We start from the raw sequence: 15,498 nt of genomic DNA, 5'->3' as shown, positions 1-15,498 counted from the left end.
CCGCCGTTGCGTCCGAGGCGAAGCCTCCAGCAACGGTGGCTAACTCGCGGCCCCTCAGGGGCCGCGCTCGAGCGCGCCAGCGCTCCAAAAACACAGCCTCAAACCCCCTGGGACCACCGAACACCGGATCCCACCTACAGGTCGAAGGTCTCCCCCGGCGACACCGCGTGCACCGGACCTGAGAACGCCGCCTTGGCTTCCGCGATCACATCTTCGCGCGAAGTCCACGGCGGGATATGCGTGAGCAGCAGCTCTTTGGCCCCGGCGCGGGTGGCGATCTCGCCCGCCTCGGTGCCCGAAAGGTGAATGCCCGGCGGACGATTCGCCGGATCGTGTGTCCATGACGCCTCGGCCATGAGCACATCCGCGCCCTGCGCCAAGTCGACCACCGCGTCGCACATCGCGGTGTCGCCGGTGTAGACGAACACGCGGCCGTCCGCGGCGGTGATGCGCAGACCGTAGGACTCGGGCGGGTGGAACATGCGTCGGGCTTCGACCGTGTGGCCGGGGCCGAACGGGATCGGCGTGTTCTCGACCCAGGTCTGCGAGTCGATCACGTCGGACCAGTCGTCGGTTTCGCCGCCGATTTCCGCGGAGGCGTTGCCGATCCGCAGCGGGGCGTCCGACGGCCCGCGGACCAGGGCTTTTCCGGTGGGCGGGTTGGGGTGGTAGCGCCGCCAGACCAGCAGTGCGGGCAGGTCCAGGCAGTGGTCCGCGTGCAGGTGGGTGAGGAAGATGTCCACGTCGGCGGGGTTCATGTGCTTCTGCAGCGCACCGAAGATGCCGGGACCGAAGTCGATGACAGTCGGGCGCATATCAGGGCCCGTCAGCAGGTAGCCCGAGGCTGGAGAATCCGGGCCGGACACGCTGCCCGAGCACCCGAGGACGGTAAGGCGCATGCCCCCATGCTGCCACGACGTGCTGGTACTCACTGCGGGATCCCCCCAAATTCCGAACCGGATCCCCGGTTACCGCGTTGGTACTGCGCGGCGCACCGATGCTCCACGGCGGCGTCGACGTTCATCTGACGAGAGTACCCAGCCCGCGACCACTCCACCCACCGCCCCGAAAAGATGCCCCTGCCAAGAAATTCGGGGGTCGCTGGGCAGCACGCCCCACAGCATCGAGCCGTAGAACACCAGGATCACCAGACCCACCACGATCTGGCCGACATTGCGCGCGAACCAGCCACGACAGATCAGATACGTCAACCAGCCGAACACGATCGATGACGCACCGAGGTGCAGGCTCCCGGACGAGCCGGTGAGCCAGGTGCCAACGCCCGCGATCACCCAGATGATGGCCGTGGCCGCGATCCCGCGTCCGATGCCCGACAACAGCACCAGGAATCCGAGCACCAGCAGCGGCAGGGTGTTGGCGACGAGGTGGTCCCAGCCGCCGTGCAGCAGCGGCGCCCACAGGATGCCGTCGAGTCCGCCGACGTCGCGCGGCTCGATGCCCGCGCCGTCGAGCTGGTTGTTCGCGCCCGGCGGCCGGTCGTGCGACAGCACCATGTCGACCGCTTCGATCACGTACAGCGACGCGACGAATCCGAGGATCACGATCGCGGCGCGAAGCCACGACCCACCGCGCCGCGCGGGCGCCCCGGACGAGCTGCCCTGCAACCCCGCGATCCGTTCAGGATCGAACGAGGCACCCACCCCACCGCTCACCGACATCGCCTCCGCTCCGGCAAGGACCGTCGAAGGCCCGTTGCTCCGAGCCTACCGAACCCCGGTGACATGTGGTCAGGCCCAGAGCTGGCCGTCCAGTTTCTCCTCGGCTTCGTCCAGCGTGCCGTCGTATGCCCCGGTAGACAGGTACTTCCAACCACCGTCGGCCACCACGAACGCGATATCGGCCCGCGTGCCCGCCTTCTGCGCCTTCTTGGCGATGCCGAGCGCGGCGTGCAGGATCGCGCCGGTGGAAATCCCGGCGAAGATGCCCTCCTCACCGACCAGTTCGCGTGTGCGTTTCACCGCGTCGTACGGGCCGACCGAGAAACGGGTGGTCAGCACCTTCTCGTCGTAGAGCTCGGGAATGAATCCCTCGTCGATATTGCGCAGCCCATAAACCAGTTCGCCATAGCGCGGTTCGGCGGCCACGATTTCGATACCGGGCACATGTTCGCGCAGGTATCGGCCCGTGCCCATCAGGGTTCCCGTGGTGCCGAGACCCGCTACGAAATGGGTGATCTCGGGCAGATCGGCGAGCAATTCCGGTCCGGTGCCCTCGTAATGCGCGAGCGCGTTGGCCGGATTGCCGTACTGGTACAGCATGACCCAGTCCGGATTTTCCGCCGCGATCTGCTTGGCCTTGGCCACGGCTTGATTGGAACCACCCGCGGCGGGCGAATCGATGATTTCCGCACCGAACATGGTCAGCAATTGGCGGCGCTCCACCGACGTGTTCTCCGGCATCACGCACACGATCCGGTAACCCTTGAGCTTGGCCGCCATGGCCAGCGAGATTCCGGTATTGCCGCTGGTCGGCTCGAGAATGGTGCAGCCGGGTGTGAGCAGCCCGTCGGCCTCGGCCTGTTCGATCATCCGCAGCGCGGGGCGATCCTTGATCGACCCGGTGGGATTGCGGTCCTCGAGCTTGGCCCACAGCCGCACGTGATTGTCGCCGTCCCATTGCGGGGACAGTGTCTGCAAGCCGACCAGTGGCGTATTTCCCAGCGTCGCGATCAGCGATTCGTAGCGGGCCACGGTGTCAGGCGCCGCCGGCCACGGCGGGCAGAATGGTGACCGACGCGCCCGCGGGCACTTCGGCGTCCAGGCCACCCGAGAATCGCACGTCCTCGTCGTCGACGTAGATGTTCACGTAGCGGTTGAGCTTGCCGTCGGACAGCAATTTGTCGGACAGCCCAGGGTGATTCGCGTCGAGGTCGGCGATGAGTGCGGACAGCGTCGAACCCTCGCCCTGCACTCGCTTCTCACCTCCGGTGATACCACGCATGATGGTCGGAATGGACACGGTTACCGGCACGGGGACTCCTCGGGGTGGTGATGTATTCGGGGGAATTCAGTAGGAATCGACGACGCGCACCGGTTCTTCGGTGACCTCGCCGTCGACGATGCGGTAGCTGCGCAGTTCGTGCTCCAGCGGGTCGCGAGTGGAAACCAGCACGTAGTGCGCGTCCGGTTCGGCGGCGAAGGAGATATCGGTGCGGCTGGGGTATGCCTCGGTGGCGGTGTGCGAGTGGTAGATCACCACCGGCACTTCGTCGGCGTCGTCCATCGCGCGCCACACGCGCAGTTGTTCACCGGAGTCGAACCGGTAGAAGGTGGGCGAACGTTCGGCGTTGAGCATCGCGACGAACCGTTCGGGCCGGTCGGTGCCTTCGGGCCCGGCGATGATGCCGCAGGCTTCATCCGGGTGGTCGGCGCGGGCGTGTGCCAGCATCGCGTCTACGAGATCCGCCCTGATCACCAGCACTTCATCGACCCTTTCCACATCCTGCGAGCGTGCTGTCGAGCACCTTCCTCGACAACGACTCACCCTATTCGGGTATTCCACGGGGGGTCGAGGCCGGGCCCGTGATGCCCACGCTGAGCGGACAATGTCGGGCCGATCGGTGCGAATTTCTACCGAAACGTCGAGTTGTGGGCGCTCAGCGTGGGGGAAACAAATCACGGTAGGCGGGAATGCCCGCGATCGACGTGGCGGCCAGCACCGCATCGACGACGGCGCGTTCCACGACCACCGCGGCCGCGGTACACAACTGGTCCAGCAGCAGCAGGTCCGGCGGGAAGGCGGCGGGCAGCGTCAGAGGCGGGACCTCGATCGTGCCGGTGGACACCGCGAACAGGGTGTCGCCGTCCAGCGGTGAGTGCACGGGCCGGATCGCGCGGGCCAGGCCGTCGTGCGCGGTGGTGGCCATGCGCTTGCAGCCCGCCGGGTCGAGGGCGGCGTCGGTGGCGATCACGCCGATGGTGGTGTTGAGCACGATGGTCTTGGCGGGCAACGCGCCGAGTTCGGCGATCTCGGCGGGCGTGCCGGGTCGCAAACCGAACCAGTCGGGTCCGTCGGTGCCCACGCCCCAGGGCAACCCGGTGCGCGGGTCCACGACGGAGCCGACCGGATTGGCAACGATCACCGCACCGACGGTGACGCCCGCACCGGGCCCATCGCCGAGAACCACACTCGCAGAACCGATTCCGCCTTTGAGCGCGCCCGCTCGCGCACCCACACCGGCACCCGCTGTCCCTCGGGCAAATTCCGTCGATGCCGCCGCGGCCGCGCGATAGCCGAAATCCGCGTCGGGTCGGATGCCCCAGTCCCCCACGGGCAGGTCGAAGATCACCGCGGCGGGCACGATCGGCACCACGCGGCTGGGGTCGGCGGGGTCCATCGGGATGCCTTCGCCGTGTTCCTCGCACCAGCGCATCACGCCGTCGGCGGCGGCGAGTCCGTAGGCGCTGCCACCGGTGAGCAGCACCGCGTTGAGCTGGCGGACAGTATTGGCCGGGTCGAGCAGGTCGGTTTCCCTGGTGCCCGGACCGCCGCCGCGCACGTCGACCGATGCGGTCGCGCCGCCGGGGATGCGCACGACGGTGCAGCCGGTCGCGGCACCGGAGCCCAGGGTCGCGTCGGGGTCCAAGGCTTGGTGGTGGCCGACCAATACCCCGGCGACATCGGTGATGGAGTTTCGTACTCCGGGAGCGCTGTGCATCGTCTCGTCCTTCGGATCAGGGCGCGAGCGCTTGCAGCAGCGAATCCTGCATCCACGTCAACCAGTGGTAGACGTCCAGATGCGGGGCGCGCGGATCTTCGGGATCGAAATGGTCGGGCGTGTCGTCGTCGATCTCGAGCAGCGTGCCCAGCGCGAGGCGCACGTCGGTCAGCGCGGCCAGCCATGCGTCGGCCTGCTCGGGCGTGAGCACGATCTTGCCGCCGGATTCGGGGCAACTGTCCAGCACCACGCGCCCCGCGGCCAGTTTCGCGTCGATGATCTCGGGCTCGTGCAAGCTGCGCAGCGCACTGTTGAGATCAGCGCGCTTGGCGTCGGGGGAACTGGGCTCGGCGCGGTGGAAATCGGGCAGCAGGCGCAGCAGTTGCGGGTCGTCGGGCGGGGTGGAATTGCCGGTGCGCAGGCCCGTGAGCGCGGCCAGTTCGTCCTCGGGGGTTTCGTCGGCGCGATCACGCAACAGGCCCGACACCGCGCCGATCAGCGAGCGCAGGACGGTGGCCTCGTGCTCGTCCATTTCGGATCGAAGCTTGAGGCCACTCAGTGAGTTCTTCCTGCTCCACTTGCGCACAGGCCAAGGCTACTCAGTCGCGCTGCATGGTCGCCCAGAGCCCGGCGGCGTGCAGTCGGCGCACGTCCTGTTCCATCTTGTCGCGCGAACCCGACGACACCACCGCTTTGCCCTCGTTGTGCACCTGCATCATCAATTCGGTCGCCTTGGCTTTGCTGTAGCCGAAAAGCTTCTGGAAGATGTAGGTGACGTAGTGCATCAGGTTCACCGGATCGTCCCAGACGACGGTGACCCAGGGGCGGTCCTCCGCCTCCAGGATCTCGGAGAATTCGGTCGTCTCCGGCGTCGCCTGCGGTGCCGAGAGTGCGGCGTCGGTGACGGCGCCGGCCCGAACGGTATTGCACACGGCCATGAAAACCAGGGTACGACGCGGCCCAGCAGATTCAACACCCGCGGTGACTAGAGTTTCTGGTGTGCGCATCCGTGACGAGTTCGCCAGCACCGCGTTGCTGACCGACCAATACGAACTGACCATGTTGGCCGCGGCACTGGCCGACGGTTCCGCGCGCAGACAGTGCACGTTCGAGGTGTTCGCCAGACGGTTGCCGCACGGGCGCCGCTACGGTGTCGTCGCCGGTACCGGCCGTCTGCTCGACGCGCTGACCCACTTCCGTTTCGGCCCCGACGAGCTGGCCGTGGTCGCGCAATTTCTCGACCCCGCCACGGTCGACTGGTTGCGCGACTATCGCTTCACCGGTGATATCGACGGTTATGCCGAAGGTGAGCTGTATTTCCCCGGTTCGCCGATTCTGACCGTGCGCGGCACTTTCGCCGAATGCGTGGTCCTGGAAACCCTCGCGCTGTCGATCTTCAATCACGACAGCGCCATCGCGTCGGCGGCCGCCCGCATGGTCAGCGCGGCCGCGGGACGTCGGATGATCGAAATGGGGTCGCGGCGCACCCACGAACTGGCCGCGCCGTCGAGCTCGCGCGCCGCCTACCTGGCCGGATTCGACGCCACCTCCAACCTCGAGGCGGTGCGCAGCTTCGGCGTGCCGGGCGCCGGCACCAGCGCGCACGCCTTCACGCTGCTGCACAGCGGCGCCGACGGCGAACACGAGGCCGCGGCCTTCCGCAGTCAGGTCGACACGCTCGGCATCGGCACGACACTGCTGGTGGACACCTTCGACATCACCCGGGGCGTGGCCACCGCGATCGAGGTGGCCGGGCCGGAACTGGGCGGGGTGCGTATCGATTCCGGTGATCTGGGCGTGCTGGCCAGGCAAGTTCGGCATCAGCTCGACGAGCTGGGCGCGACCGGCACACGCATCGTGGTGTCGGGCGATCTCGACGAGTACGCGATCGCGGCGTTGCGCGCGGAACCAGTCGATGTGTACGGCGTCGGCACCTCGGTGGTGACCGGGTCGGGCGCTCCGACGGCGGGCATGGTCTACAAGCTCGTCGAGGTCGACGGGGTGCCGGTGGCGAAACGGTCCAGTCACAAGGAGTCGCGCGGCGGGACCAAGAAGGCGGTGCGGTTGGCTCGCGACACGGGCACGATCGTCGAGGAGATCGTGTATCCGCGCGGCGGAGAAACGCCGTCCGCCAACGGTTTTCAGATGCGGGAGCTGCAGGTGCCGCTGGTTCGAGGCGGGACAGTGGTCGACGGGGTGGCGACCTTGGCGGACAGTCGCGAACTGGTCGCGCGCGGGTTGGTCAGCCTGCCGTGGGAGGGGCTGAAACTGTCCGCGGGCGAACCGGCCGTGCCCACTACATACTTGGGCTGACGGGCGCGATCGAGCTGGAGGACGACATGGCACGCGGACTGATCATCGTGGATGTGCAGAACGACTTCTGTGAAGGCGGTTCGCTCGCGGTGGCGGGCGGTGCGGCTGTCGCGGCGGCGATCACCGAGTTCGTCGCCGATCAGCATTACGACGCGATCGTGGCCACCCGCGATTGGCACATCGATCCTGGTGCGCACTTCTCCGCCGAACCCGATTACGTCGATTCCTGGCCGCCGCACTGTCGAGTGGGAACGCCCGGCGCCGATTTCCACCCGGCGCTCGACACCACCGCCATCCAGGAAACCTTCGCCAAGGGCGAGTACACCGCCGCCTACTCCGGGTTCGAAGGGGCGGCTGCCGACGGCACCACGCTGACCACGTGGCTGCGGGCCCGCGGTATCGACGCCGTGGACATCGTCGGCATCGCCACCGACCACTGTGTGCGGGCCACCGCGCTCGATGCCGCCGAAGCCGGTTTCGGCACCACGGTCCTACTCGACCTCACCGCCGCGGTCTCGCCCGCGACGATCGAGCCGACGCTGACCCGCCTGCGCGAAGCGGGCGTCGCACTGACCGGCGCCCTGCCCGCCTGACCCGCACCCGGCCGATCGCACCCTCGAACGCGACTAATCTGCACAGATGGACTATCGATTCCCGGCCCACACCCGTGCCGCCCTGACCAAGGCGCTGGCCGAGACCGACAGCATCCACGACGCCGCCGACATCGTCTTCTGGTCCAACCCCACCACCGACGACCTCCAGCGCCTCGGCATCGGCGCCTTCGGCAAACTCCCCCCGGCCTTCTCCCACCTGCTGGCCCTGTCGAGCCTGCACACCAGCGTCCTGGACGCAGGCTTCTCCAGCTACCTCAAAACCCGGCGCAGCGAACTCCCCTGGGCCACAAGGGGTTTGCGCGCCGCGGGCATGCCTCAGCTGGCCGCGGCCGCCATCCTCGCCGCCCGCGACGCCTCGGTCAGCTCCCCCAACGACGACCTGGACCGCTTCTGGGAAGACGAACACCAAGTCCTGGCCAACCCCGACCAGATCCGCCGCCCCACCGGCGACCGCGCCGAAGACCCCGACGAGATCTACGACATCAACGAACCCGAAGACTTCGAACAACGAGTCATGGACTACGTCCGAGACCACCTCGACGACTTCGTCCGCGAGTCCTGACCTGGCTCGCCGCAGGGCGAGCGAACCTGTCGGACCGCACGGATAAGCTGCCAGCGTGCCCGAACTTCCTCCCGTCGCCGACCTGCTCGTCACCGCCGTGCGTGCCCTCGGCGGCAAAGAGCGCACCGGGCAAACCACCATGGCCACCGCCGTCGACCATGCGATCGACACCAAGGAGCACCTGGCGGTCCAGGCGGGTACCGGCACCGGGAAGTCGCTGGCCTACCTGATCCCGAGCCTGCGTCACGCCGTGCGCACCGGCCGCACCGTGGTCGTGTCCACCGCGACGATCGCCCTGCAACGTCAGCTCGTGGACCGCGATCTCCCCCGCCTGGCCGAGGCGCTCACCAAACCACTGGGCCGGGCGCCCCAGTTCGCGATCCTCAAGGGCCGCAACAACTATCTGTGCCTGAACAAGATCAACAGCGTCATCCCCGAAGACACCGGCGGCGAGGCCGAACTGTTCGACGCCTTCGCCATCTCTCGCCTGGGCCGTGAAGTCCAGCGTCTCAACGAGTGGGCCTCCGACACCGAAACCGGTGACCGCGACGAACTCGCCCCCGGCGTCACCGACCGCGCCTGGCGTCAGGTCAGCGTCGGCTCGCGCGAATGCCTCGGCAAGTCCCGCTGCCAGTTCGGCCAGGACTGCTTCGCCGAGAAGGCCCGCGCGGAATCGGCGCAGGCCGACGTGGTGGTCACCAACCACGCCTTGCTGGCCATCGATGCCATCAGCGGCATCCAGGTGCTGCCCGAACACGATGTGGTCGTCATCGACGAGGCCCACGAACTGGTCGACCGCGTCACCGGCGTAGCCACCGCCGAACTGGCCGCCACCGCGATCACCGCGGCCGCGCGTCGCTGCACGAAACTGATCGACGAACGCGAGGTCGATCGCCTCGAAGGCGCCGCCGAGGCCTTCCACGAAGCGCTGGAGGAAATGCCACCCGGCCGCTGGGATCAGCTGCCCGACGGCATCGCGCCCGTGCTCGCGCTGGTCCGCGACGCGGCCTGGAACGCCCGCACCGCCATCGCGCCCACCGGCAGCGTCAAAACCCAGGACGATCCCGACAACGCCGCCGCCCGCACGATGGCCGTGGCCGCCATCGACGACGTGCACGATGCCGCGGTCCGCGCCCTGACCGCGTTCGAGGAGGCCGATCCCGCCGCCCGCCGCGACGTGATCTGGTTGTCCGCCGACGAGATCCGCGGCGTCACCCGACGCACTCTGCGGATGGCGCCGCTGTCGGTCGGCGGCCTGCTGCGCAGCAGACTGTTCGGCACCGCGACCGTCGTGCTCACCTCGGCCACCTTGCAGATCGGCGGCTCGTTCGACAGTCTGGCGATCACCTGGGGCCTGCCGTCGCAGTCCGGCGGCAAGGTCGATCCGGCGATGGCCAACGGCGCCACCGCCCCCAGCGACCTCGAGTCGGTGCGCTGGAACGCCCTCGACGTCGGTTCCCCCTTCGACCACGCCAAGTCCGGCATCCTGTACGTCGCCAAACACCTGCCCGCCCCCGGCCGCGACGGCCTCGCCCCCGCCTACCTCGACGAGATCGAGCAGCTCATCACCGCCGCGGGCGGACGCACACTGGGCCTGTTCTCCTCGATGCGCGCCGCCAAGGCCGCCACCGAGGCGCTGCGCGAACGCCTCGACACCCCGGTCCTGTGTCAGGGCGACGATTCGATGGGCGCGCTGGTCCGCAAATTCGCCGACGACCCGGCCACGTCCCTGTTCGGCACATTGACCCTCTGGCAAGGTGTCGACGTGCCCGGTCCGTCGCTGAGTCTGGTTATCCTGGACCGCATTCCGTTCCCGCGCCCCGACGATCCGCTGCTCACCGCACGTCAGCGGGCGGTGGAGTCGCGCGGCGGCAACGGCTTCATGACCGTGGCCGCCAATCACGCCGCACTACTGCTGGCCCAGGGCACCGGACGACTGCTGCGCAGTGTGGACGATCGCGGCGTGGTCGCCATTCTCGACTCCCGCCTCGCCACCGCGCGCTACGGCAGTTACCTGCGCGCTTCGCTGCCGCCGTATTGGGAAACCTCTGATCCAGAGGTGGTAGCGAAGGCATTGCGCCGGCTCACCGACACCGCGTGAGGCCTGCCCGAGCCGCACGATAGACCGCCCGATGCTTGCACGGCGAGTCTTGCAATCGCACTGACCACACTCGTGATTCGCCAAGCGTGCGAACGCAACTCGTGAGAACGTGTGCTGATGATGCACCACGCCGATGGCGAGGTACTCGGCGAATTTCTGGTCAGCGCACGATCTTTGGCCGAGTACCGCGCGATGTTTCAGCTGTCCGACGATGAGCTATCAGGTCGCAGAATCCTCGATTGTCCCGGTGGCGCAGCCAGTTTCGCGGCCGAGGCGGCTGAGCTGGGCGCGCAGGTCACCGCGATCGATCCGATCTATGCCACCGCACCACTGGAGCTGGCCGCGCGCGCGACCCCCGAAACCGAACGCGCGGTGGCCTGGGCGCACGCCCACGCCGACCGCTACCGCTGGGACTGGTACGGCTCCACCGCGCGGCACGCCACCATCCGCCGCGCCGCCGCCGCCCGCTTCGCACAGGACCTGCCCGCCGCGCCCCACCGCTACCTCGCCGGTTCGCTGCCGTCGCTGCCCTGCGCCGACGACTCGTTCGACCTGGCCCTGAGTTCGCACCTGCTGTTCAGCTACGCCGACCGTCTCGACGCCGACTTCCATCTGGCCGCCCTGCTCGAACTGGCCCGCGTGGCCCCCACCGAAGCCCGCGTCTACCCCCTGCTGGACTACACCGGCGCACCCCTGCACGATCTGGTCGACCACTTACGCACCGAACTGCACGACAAAGGCATCGAAACCGCGCTGCGCACAACCGGATACGAGTTCCACCACGGTGCCGACACCATGCTGACCCTGCGCCAGGCGGACTGATGTGCGCGGCTGTCGAGCGCAGGGCACCCGCCGCATAACCTCGAGAACGGTTCGCAACGTGTCGGACCCGCAATGATGTCGTTTTCCTACCGAAGTCATACCGCCCAAGAACACCGTCGACCCGGCGCGGTACGTTCTTAGTCGTGCATACGATGCGGACCGGCCGGTAGCACGGCCGTGGCGGAGAGATCTCGAGGCGTGGCACTGCCGCGTACGACCCTGACGCTCCTTCTGCTACTCGGAACCGCCGTCGCAGGCGTGACGCTGCTGTTCACCACCATGGATCCGCGAATGGACAGCGGCGGCATTCTCGTCGGCGGCCTGGACGTGCACATCTACCGCGACGGCGGCTGGCGGGCGCTGCACGAACGCGCCCTGTACATCGAGCCCACGCACTACGGCCTGCTCTACACCTACACCCCGTTCTCGGCCCTGGCGTTCCTGCCGCTGCTGTTGGTGCCGTGGGCGCACGTGACCACCACGTGGTTGGTGTTCAACCTGCTGGTGCTGTTCGGCGTTGTGCTGCAAAGCTTTCGGATGCTGGGCTACCGGGTCACCCCCGCACTGACCGCCGCCAGCGCCCTGCTGACGCTGACCTGCACGTTCTCCGAACCGGTGCGCACCACGCTGTACTACGGGCAGATCAACCTGGTGCTGATGCTGGTGGTGCTGTGGGATTTCTCCCGCGGGCCGAACAGCAAGTTGCACGGTCTCGGCGTCGGTCTCGCGGCGGGGATCAAGCTGACCCCGCTGTATTTCATCGCCCAATACCTGTTCCAACGGCAGTGGCGAGCCGCCGCGACCGGCACCCTCACGTTCCTCGCGACGATCGGCGCGACCGCACTGGTGTTGCCCAGCGATTCCTACCAGTACTGGACGTCGACGTTCTTCCATTCCGGCCGCATCGCCCCCGACGTCCACCCCGCCAACCAGTCCCTGCGCGGTGCCATCGCCCACCTCACCCACGGCCCTGCCCCCGTGTGGTTGTGGCTGCTGCTCGTGATCCCGATCGCCCTGGCCGCCCTGTGGCTGGCCGCGATCCTGGCCCGCCGCGGCGAACCCCTGCTGTCGGTGACGCTGGGCGGCCTCACCGCCTGCGCGATCTCCCCGTATTCGTGGGGCCACCACTGGGTCTGGTTCGTCCCACTGCTGGTCTACCTCATCCACCGAGCCCAAACCCGCGCCCCCTGGTGGCTGGCCGCGGCCGCCCTCTACCTGTCCACCGCCGCCTGGACCTACACCTACACCCCCACCTGGGTCAGCGTAGGAACCTTCCTACTGCCCCCATGGTGGCCGCTGCACCAGGTCCTGATGAACATCTACGTGATCGTCTACCTCATCACCCTGACCTGCGTCGCGATACACGTCCGCAAACGCACCCTCCCACCCGCCCCGATCGAACCGATCATCAATCCCGTTGCCCCCCAACAACTCTCCCCCACCCCCCGAGCAGCCGCCGCCCCCGACGACGACCGCCCGGCCATGGTGGACTGACCACGCTACGACGCTTTGCGATTGACGAGTTGACCGGCCCGCTGGTGCGAAACCCCGAGCGCGAGCCCGATCTCACGCTGAGAAAGCCCCGCCTCCGCGAGAGTTTGCGCAGCAGCGGCCGCAGCAGCGGCCGCAGCCGCCTTCAGTTCGTCGATTTGGCCGAGCAGCCGCTTGGATCGCTCCCACTTCTCCCGAACGGGCTCCGGGAGATTCACCTGGACCCGAAGATCGAACGAATCCGTGGGCACTTCCTGCATGATCCCGATGAGATCGCGTGCCATCGGCTCGACCTCCTGCAGGTTGCGGGCCTGAGTCCACTGATCGATTTCGAGGATGTGGACGAGCCAATACCGCTCGCCCCGTTCGACGCGCGCAGTGTAATTCACTTGCGCCACCACCCTTTCCCGAGCACTTCCTCGCACTGCTTGAAGATCGTAACGGCGAGGCGGTCGTCGATCTCGGCATGACGCCCGATGGGTATCTGTTTCCCACCGAGTTTGAAGACGGTGTGGTTGCCGCCTTCGCGAGCTAGCTCCCAACTGACCTCGCCGACCTTCGCGGCGTCGGCGATCTTTTTGATGAGGTCGCTCCGCTTCGTCATCAGTATGTTCTATCTTACCCTTGCCATGCAAGACAAGCCTAGGGTTGACATGGGTGTCAAACCGGCACGGAACCCGCCTTCAGCACGAAATACGTAGCAGGCGAATGCTTTCTGCGTGAATCGTCCTGCCGACTGGGGAACAACCCGACTACATTGGTTTCCATCAGGTGCGGGGCCGGTCCGGCCCGAGCGGGAGGGTGACATGACTGCTGAACTGGTAGACCAAGCGTGGCCGTTCGTGACCGCGGCGCTGGGGGCCTATGGTGCCAACGTGCTGACTCGGGTTCAGGACCAAGCCGCTGAAGGCACCGCAGACTGGGGTCGACAGATCCTGCAGCGTGTCTTCGGAACGCGCCCAGCCGACGAATCCCCGCCAGCTGCGATCGACAGGGCCGCCGCCGACCTCAGCGATCAGGAAGCTGTCGAATCGCTGCGTGGCCGGATCGGCCAACTGCTCGAGGCCGACCCCGAACTGGCCACCGAAGTGCAGACGATGGTTCATCAGGCCGGGCAGATCGCGAGCGGCCAGGGCCAGGTCAACGCCCAGTCCTACGGCAACTCCCAACAGAACAACCAGGGCCAGGGCATCTTTCAAGTGACTAACAGTGCCCGACCCGAGCGATAGTCCACAGGGCGCTGTCAACGCCGAGGCAAGCGGAAATTCGCAGCAGAACAATCTCGGCCAAGGCTCACTCACCGTCAACAACTACGGCAATCCCCAGCCATCGACCCGCTTGTCTACCATCCTCCCACCGCCCGAATTGGTCGGTCGGACAAGGGAACTCGATGGCTTGTTGACTCAGGCCCGACTCGCACGATCCACGAGCCGCGCCTTCCTCGTAACGACAGTTCGCGGCATGGGCGGCGTCGGCAAGACAGCGTTTGCCCGAGCCGCCGCAGCCGAGTTGATGGAGGACTACCCGGACGCCTGCTTGGAGATCGAACTCCACGGTTTCACGCCAGGAACCGAACCGCGCGATCCACGCGAAGTGCTGGGTGAAGTGCTCCTCGATGTCGGATTCGACGGCGCATCACTCCCCGACTCACTCCAGGGCCGAACGACCCGCTGGCGCGCCTGGCTAGCAGAGCGCCGCGTGCTACTACTCCTCGACAATGCCCGCGACGCCGACCAAGTAGCGCCTTTGCTCCCGGCGTCAACAGCCCGCTGCTTGACGCTGATCACGAGCCGCCACCCACTCGACAACCTCCCGAACACCACCAAGATCGCGCTCGACGTACTACCCGCCGATGAAGCGGTCGCCCTGCTCCAACAAGTCGCCGAGGACGTCACAGCCTCACCGACACCCGTTCTCGTCGAACTCGCACGCCTGTGCGGACACCTGCCCTTGGCACTGCATCCGATCGGCGACCTCCTCCGCCACGGAATGCCCGCACACGACCTACTCGACCTGATGAAGACTGCGGAACGCCCCTACGCGGATGTCCCCGACCTAGAGCGAGCGGTATCCGCCGCCTTCACCGTCTCGTACGACGCGCTGCCAGAGTCGGCCCGAATCCTGCTGCACGCCTGCGCAATCCATCCCGGCCCGAACTTCGACGCATGCTCCATCGCCGCCCTCACCGATCAAAAGTCGGCGCGAGTCCACTTGGGCCTGATCGAGCTGTCCACCCACAGCATGCTGACAACCACAGCCGACGGCCGCTTCACCTTCCACGATTTGTTCCTCGGATTCGCCCGCGTTCGCGCCGAAACACACCTGCCATCGAACGAAATCGCATCCCGCCTCGACAAGCTGTTCACCTATCTGGCAACAACGACACAAATCGCCACATCCGCCATCACCGATGTAGACGCCGACCTGAGCACCCTCATTCATCCAGCATTCCGTGACGCCGCGTCAGCCCGAATCTGGCTGACCTCAGCAACATACGAGCTCGCCCGAGCGACCGATCTCGCCCTGCAAACCGACAACGCGTCGGTGCCGCTACTCACGTCCGCTCTCGGCTGGTGGTTCACGATGGATGGCCAGTTCGGATCCGCGTCCGACCTGTACGAAGTTTCCGCGCGCCAGTCGCTGAGGTCGGAAAATCCGTCGTCGCACGCTCGAAACATCGAGCGTCAAGCCGAGATCGCCCGCATGCGCGGCGACTACAGCACCGCCACCACCCGCTACGACCAAGCCCTCACCCTCTACCGCGAACTCGGCCACGGACTCGGCACCGCACAAACCCTCAAAGGTCAAGCCGACACCGCCCTCATGCGCAGCGACTACAGCACCGCCACCACCCGCTACGACCAAGCCCTCACCCTCTACCGCGAACTCGGCGACCGACTCGGCACCGCACAGACCC

At 67.2% G+C, this 15,498-nt stretch carries 18 protein-coding genes; 8 read left to right on the top strand and 10 right to left on the bottom strand.

Features of this window, described 5'->3' with window-relative positions:
* Nucleotides 1-134: 134 nt before the first annotated feature.
* The 8 genes from ACFWU5_RS27785 to clpS all read right to left on the bottom strand — a co-directional run bounded on the left by ACFWU5_RS27785 (nucleotide 135) and on the right by clpS (nucleotide 5,616).
* Nucleotides 135-899, bottom strand: a complete 765-nt coding sequence (locus ACFWU5_RS27785) for a cyclic nucleotide-degrading phosphodiesterase (RefSeq protein ID WP_379247617.1) — start codon at nucleotides 897-899, stop codon at nucleotides 135-137.
* Between the two features lie 69 nt (nucleotides 900-968).
* Nucleotides 969-1,679, bottom strand: coding sequence for a rhomboid family intramembrane serine protease (locus tag ACFWU5_RS27780; protein ID WP_379269812.1), 711 nt, complete (start codon nucleotides 1,677-1,679; stop codon nucleotides 969-971).
* A gap of 69 nt (nucleotides 1,680-1,748) precedes the next feature.
* Complete coding sequence (locus tag ACFWU5_RS27775) at nucleotides 1,749-2,711, bottom strand: PLP-dependent cysteine synthase family protein (protein WP_379247613.1); 963 nt, start codon at nucleotides 2,709-2,711, stop codon at nucleotides 1,749-1,751.
* Nucleotides 2,712-2,715: 4 nt separating this feature from the next.
* On the bottom strand, nucleotides 2,716-2,991 hold the full coding sequence (locus ACFWU5_RS27770; protein ID WP_379247611.1) for a MoaD/ThiS family protein: 276 nt from the start codon (nucleotides 2,989-2,991) through the stop codon (nucleotides 2,716-2,718).
* A gap of 36 nt (nucleotides 2,992-3,027) precedes the next feature.
* Entirely contained in the window at nucleotides 3,028-3,441 is a 414-nt protein-coding gene (locus tag ACFWU5_RS27765) for a Mov34/MPN/PAD-1 family protein (protein WP_379247621.1), read from the bottom strand.
* Nucleotides 3,442-3,616: 175 nt separating this feature from the next.
* Nucleotides 3,617-4,678: a P1 family peptidase gene (locus ACFWU5_RS27760; RefSeq protein WP_379269810.1), complete on the bottom strand. Its 1,062-nt coding sequence runs from the start codon at nucleotides 4,676-4,678 to the stop codon at nucleotides 3,617-3,619.
* Between the two features lie 16 nt (nucleotides 4,679-4,694).
* On the bottom strand, nucleotides 4,695-5,264 hold the full coding sequence (locus ACFWU5_RS27755; RefSeq protein WP_379247607.1) for a DUF2017 domain-containing protein: 570 nt from the start codon (nucleotides 5,262-5,264) through the stop codon (nucleotides 4,695-4,697).
* Nucleotides 5,265-5,277: 13 nt separating this feature from the next.
* The gene (gene clpS / locus ACFWU5_RS27750; RefSeq protein WP_379247605.1) at nucleotides 5,278-5,616 is read right to left on the bottom strand and encodes an ATP-dependent Clp protease adapter ClpS; all 339 of its coding nucleotides are present in this window, start codon (nucleotides 5,614-5,616) and stop codon (nucleotides 5,278-5,280) included.
* Between the two features lie 61 nt (nucleotides 5,617-5,677).
* On the opposite strand from clpS, the gene ACFWU5_RS27745 reads away from it, so the two are divergent.
* From ACFWU5_RS27745 to ACFWU5_RS27720, 6 genes are all read left to right on the top strand, one after another.
* On the top strand, nucleotides 5,678-6,991 hold the full coding sequence (locus ACFWU5_RS27745; protein ID WP_379269808.1) for a nicotinate phosphoribosyltransferase: 1,314 nt from the start codon (nucleotides 5,678-5,680) through the stop codon (nucleotides 6,989-6,991).
* Between the two features lie 26 nt (nucleotides 6,992-7,017).
* Nucleotides 7,018-7,584, top strand: coding sequence for an isochorismatase family protein (locus ACFWU5_RS27740; protein WP_379269806.1), 567 nt, complete (start codon nucleotides 7,018-7,020; stop codon nucleotides 7,582-7,584).
* 46 nt (nucleotides 7,585-7,630) lie between these two features.
* Complete coding sequence (locus ACFWU5_RS27735; RefSeq protein WP_379269804.1) at nucleotides 7,631-8,167, top strand: hypothetical protein; 537 nt, start codon at nucleotides 7,631-7,633, stop codon at nucleotides 8,165-8,167.
* Nucleotides 8,168-8,222: 55 nt separating this feature from the next.
* Nucleotides 8,223-10,268, top strand: coding sequence for an ATP-dependent DNA helicase (locus ACFWU5_RS27730; RefSeq protein ID WP_379269802.1), 2,046 nt, complete (start codon nucleotides 8,223-8,225; stop codon nucleotides 10,266-10,268).
* 117 nt (nucleotides 10,269-10,385) lie between these two features.
* Entirely contained in the window at nucleotides 10,386-11,090 is a 705-nt protein-coding gene (locus ACFWU5_RS27725) for a hypothetical protein (RefSeq protein ID WP_379269800.1), read from the top strand.
* Nucleotides 11,091-11,288: 198 nt separating this feature from the next.
* Nucleotides 11,289-12,584 carry a glycosyltransferase 87 family protein gene (locus ACFWU5_RS27720; RefSeq protein WP_379269798.1) on the top strand — a complete coding sequence of 432 codons (1,296 nt, stop codon included), beginning with the start codon at nucleotides 11,289-11,291 and terminating at the stop codon, nucleotides 12,582-12,584.
* A 5-nt stretch (nucleotides 12,585-12,589) separates the two neighbouring features.
* On the opposite strand, the gene ACFWU5_RS27715 is transcribed toward ACFWU5_RS27720, so the two are convergent.
* Nucleotides 12,590-12,979 (bottom strand): hypothetical protein, encoded by a 390-nt coding sequence (locus ACFWU5_RS27715; RefSeq protein WP_379269796.1) that lies wholly within the window; start codon nucleotides 12,977-12,979, stop codon nucleotides 12,590-12,592.
* A complete protein-coding gene (locus tag ACFWU5_RS27710) occupies nucleotides 12,967-13,185 on the bottom strand; it encodes a hypothetical protein (RefSeq protein ID WP_379269795.1) in 219 nt (72 codons plus the stop codon). The genes ACFWU5_RS27715 and ACFWU5_RS27710 overlap by 13 nt, the downstream gene beginning before the upstream one ends.
* 202 nt (nucleotides 13,186-13,387) lie before the next feature.
* On the opposite strand from ACFWU5_RS27710, the gene ACFWU5_RS27705 reads away from it, so the two are divergent.
* A complete protein-coding gene (locus ACFWU5_RS27705) occupies nucleotides 13,388-13,810 on the top strand; it encodes a hypothetical protein (RefSeq protein ID WP_379269793.1) in 423 nt (140 codons plus the stop codon).
* A 232-nt stretch (nucleotides 13,811-14,042) separates the two neighbouring features.
* On the top strand, nucleotides 14,043-15,498 hold a 1,456-nt coding region (locus ACFWU5_RS27700), incomplete at its 3' end, for a tetratricopeptide repeat protein (RefSeq protein ID WP_379269792.1).

Source organism: Nocardia sp. NPDC058640, assembly GCF_042716995.1.
Taxonomy (GTDB): Bacteria; Actinomycetota; Actinomycetes; order Mycobacteriales; family Mycobacteriaceae; genus Nocardia.
The sequence above is the reverse complement of the archived record's forward strand: the minus strand, read 5'-3'. Positions and strand labels throughout refer to the sequence as shown.

Bases quoted from the DNA above. Each gene is read 5' to 3' on its own strand.
- ACFWU5_RS27735 (WP_379269804.1), top strand. From the start codon at position 7,631: ATGGACTATCGATTCCCGGCCCACACCCGTGCCGCCCTGACCAAGGCG.
- ACFWU5_RS27705 (WP_379269793.1), top strand. From the start codon at position 13,388: ATGACTGCTGAACTGGTAGACCAAGCGTGGCCGTTCGTGACCGCGGCG.
- ACFWU5_RS27760 (WP_379269810.1), bottom strand. From the start codon at position 4,678: ATGCACAGCGCTCCCGGAGTACGAAACTCCATCACCGATGTCGCCGGG.
- ACFWU5_RS27725 (WP_379269800.1), top strand. From the start codon at position 10,386: ATGATGCACCACGCCGATGGCGAGGTACTCGGCGAATTTCTGGTCAGC.
- ACFWU5_RS27710 (WP_379269795.1), bottom strand. From the start codon at position 13,185: ATGACGAAGCGGAGCGACCTCATCAAAAAGATCGCCGACGCCGCGAAG.
- ACFWU5_RS27785 (WP_379247617.1), bottom strand. From the start codon at position 899: ATGCGCCTTACCGTCCTCGGGTGCTCGGGCAGCGTGTCCGGCCCGGAT.
- clpS (WP_379247605.1), bottom strand. From the start codon at position 5,616: ATGGCCGTGTGCAATACCGTTCGGGCCGGCGCCGTCACCGACGCCGCA.
- ACFWU5_RS27740 (WP_379269806.1), top strand. From the start codon at position 7,018: ATGGCACGCGGACTGATCATCGTGGATGTGCAGAACGACTTCTGTGAA.
- ACFWU5_RS27780 (WP_379269812.1), bottom strand. From the start codon at position 1,679: ATGTCGGTGAGCGGTGGGGTGGGTGCCTCGTTCGATCCTGAACGGATC.